This is a genomic window from Aurantibacter sp. (genome assembly GCF_042094015.1).
In the GTDB taxonomy this organism is placed as follows: Bacteria; Bacteroidota; Bacteroidia; order Flavobacteriales; family Flavobacteriaceae; genus Aurantibacter.
The window spans coordinates 1-3,008 of the sequence record NZ_JBELDZ010000123.1; the positions used below are offsets into that span (position 1 = coordinate 1).

The 3,008-nt window shown below is 30.8% G+C and carries 3 protein-coding genes; all 3 read left to right on the top strand.

What is annotated here, in order from left to right:
* Positions 1-241 precede the first annotated feature (241 nt).
* On the top strand, positions 242-2,176 hold the full coding sequence (thrS, locus tag ACFDSN_RS11955) for a threonine--tRNA ligase (protein WP_375240085.1): 1,935 nt from the start codon (positions 242-244) through the stop codon (positions 2,174-2,176).
* A gap of 75 nt (positions 2,177-2,251) precedes the next feature.
* The gene (gene infC / locus ACFDSN_RS11960; RefSeq protein WP_375240086.1) at positions 2,252-2,761 is read left to right on the top strand and encodes a translation initiation factor IF-3; all 510 of its coding nucleotides are present in this window, start codon (positions 2,252-2,254) and stop codon (positions 2,759-2,761) included.
* 126 nt (positions 2,762-2,887) lie between these two features.
* A partial coding sequence (gene rpmI / locus ACFDSN_RS11965; protein ID WP_339798808.1) for a 50S ribosomal protein L35 occupies positions 2,888-3,008 on the top strand: 121 nt, incomplete at its 3' end.

Genomic DNA, 3,008 nt, shown 5'->3' on the forward strand with positions numbered 1-3,008 from the left:
TACTTTTTGGTAATTATTTTGTTTATTTTTTTTTAAATTACATAACACTCTTTAGCACAACGATATAAACGTTTTTACAATCACAAATAAAATAAACACAACAACTGTAATCAAAAAAATAAAAAAAAATATTATTACGTAATTAATCAAATATTTACACTATACTGAAGGAATTTAGACTTTATATATTGTATGACAAAGACCAAGATAGTATATTTGCCATATTAATACATTATATATAATGATAGATATTACATTACCAGATGGCTCAATAAAATCATTTGAGCAAAACACTACTCCTATTCAAGTGGCTAAAAGCATAAGTGAAGGACTAGCAAGAAACGTTATTTCTGCAAAATTCAATGAAACAACCGTTGAATCAACAACTCCACTTACTACAAATGGTTCTCTTATATTATATACATGGAATGATACAGAAGGTAAAAAAGCATTCTGGCACTCATCAGCTCACGTATTAGCCGAAGCACTACAAGAATTATATAATGGTATACATTTAACTATTGGTCCAGCTATAGAAAATGGTTTTTATTATGATGTTGATTTTGGAGAACATATAGTTTCTGATAAAGACTTCAAAACCATCGAAAACAAAATGATTGAAATTGCTAGAGGAAAACACGAATTCTCTATAAGATCATCTTCTAAAGCAGATGCATTATCATTATATAAAGACAATCCTTATAAAACAGAATTAATAGAAAACCTTGAAGACGGCACAATCACGTTTTGTGATCATTCTAATTTTACAGATTTATGTCGTGGAGGGCATATTCCTCATACAGGAATTATAAAAGCTGCCAAGATACTTTCAGTAGCAGGAGCTTATTGGAGAGGCGATGAAAACAACAAACAACTAACTCGTGTATATGGAATAACATTCCCTAAACAGAAAGAGTTAACTCAGTATTTAGAACTTTTAGAAGAAGCTAAAAAAAGAGATCATAGAAAATTAGGAAAAGAATTACAATTATTTGCTTTTTCCTCTAAAGTTGGGCAAGGTTTACCATTATGGTTACCAAAAGGAGCTGCCTTACGAGAACGTTTAGAGAACTTCTTAAAGAAAGCACAAAAGAAAGCAGGTTACGAAATGGTAATTACACCTCATATTGCACAAAAAGAACTTTATGTTACTTCTGGTCATTATGCTAAATATGGAGAAGACAGCTTTCAACCTATTCATACACCAAAAGAAGATGAAGAGTTTTTATTAAAACCAATGAATTGTCCGCATCATTGTGAGATATACAATAACCAGCAATGGTCTTACAAAGATTTACCGAAACGATTTGCAGAGTTTGGAACTGTTTATAGATACGAACAAAGTGGAGAATTACACGGATTAACTCGTGTTAGAGGATTTACTCAAGATGATGCACATATTTTTTGTACACCAGATCAATTAGATAGCGAATTTAAAAACGTTATAGATTTAGTTCTTTACGTATTTGGATCTTTAGGTTTTGAAAACTTTACTGCTCAAGTATCTATTCGAGATCCTAAAACACCAGAAAAATATATTGGAGATGTTACTAATTGGGAAAAAGCTGAAAATGCAATTATTAGCGCAGCAAAAGATAAAGGATTAACATATGTTATAGAAGAAGGCGAAGCTGCATTTTATGGACCTAAGTTAGACTTTATGGTAAAAGATGCACTTGGTAGACAATGGCAATTAGGAACAATACAAGTAGATTACAATTTACCTGAACGATTCGAATTATCTTATAAAGGAAGTGATAACGAATCTCATAGACCTGTAATGATTCATCGTGCACCATTTGGAAGTATGGAGCGTTTTATTGCAATATTACTAGAACATACTGCTGGTAACTTCCCATTATGGTTAATGCCAACACAGGTTTCAATATTAACTTTAAGTGAAAAATATGAGAATTATGGGCAAAAAGTATTAGATTTGTTTGAAAATCACGATATTCGCGCCAATATTGACAATAGAAATGAAACTATTGGAAAAAAAATTCGTGAAGCAGAAATGAATAAAGTGCCGTATATGGTCATTTTAGGAGAATCTGAAGAAAAAGAAAATACTATTTCGGTAAGAAAACATGGTGGAGAAGATTTAGGCACAATTAGTGTAGATGATTTTGCAGCATTAATATCTGAAGAAATAAAAAAGACATTAAAGCAATTTTAATATAATAAGAAGTTTAACTTAAATTTTAGAGCCATAGCAATTCGTAGAAGAAGGTCCAAAGGACCATTAAGAGTAATTAAAGAAGATCAGCATAATATTAACCGTAAAATTAGAGCTGAGAAAGTACGTTTAGTTGGAGACAACGTCGAAATTGGCGTGTACGACACTAGAGATGCTTTAAAAATTGCTCAAGAACAAGAATTAGATCTTGTTGAGATTTCGCCAAAAGCTGTTCCTCCAGTTTGTAAAGTAATGGACTATAAGAAGTTCCTTTACGAGCAAAAGAAAAGAGATAAGGCTATAAAAGCAAAAGCAAGTAAAGTTGTAATTAAAGAAATTCGTTTTGGTCCACAAACCGATGATCATGATTATCAATTTAAGAAAAAACACGCAGAAAAATTTTTAAAAGAAGGTGCCAAATTAAAAGCATTTGTATTCTTTAAAGGTCGCTCTATTGTGTTTAAAGAACAAGGACAAATATTATTATTACGTTTAGCACAAGATCTTGAAGAATTAGGTAAAGTAGAACAAATGCCTAGACTGGAAGGAAAACGTATGACTATGTTTATTGCTCCTAAAAAATAAAAGACAATTAGTATTACCTAAAGTAATGTACTAATTTAAATACTGAACTTGAAACTACATCCTTAAAGGATAGTATTAAGTTCAGTTTTATAGTATTATAAGTGAAATAATAAAACCTAGGAAAAAATGCCTAAAATGAAAACAAAATCTAGTGCTAAAAAGCGTTTCAAGCTTACTGGTACTGGTAAAATTAAAAGAAAGCACGCGTTTAAAAGTCACATCTTAACAAAGAAGTCTAAAAAACGTA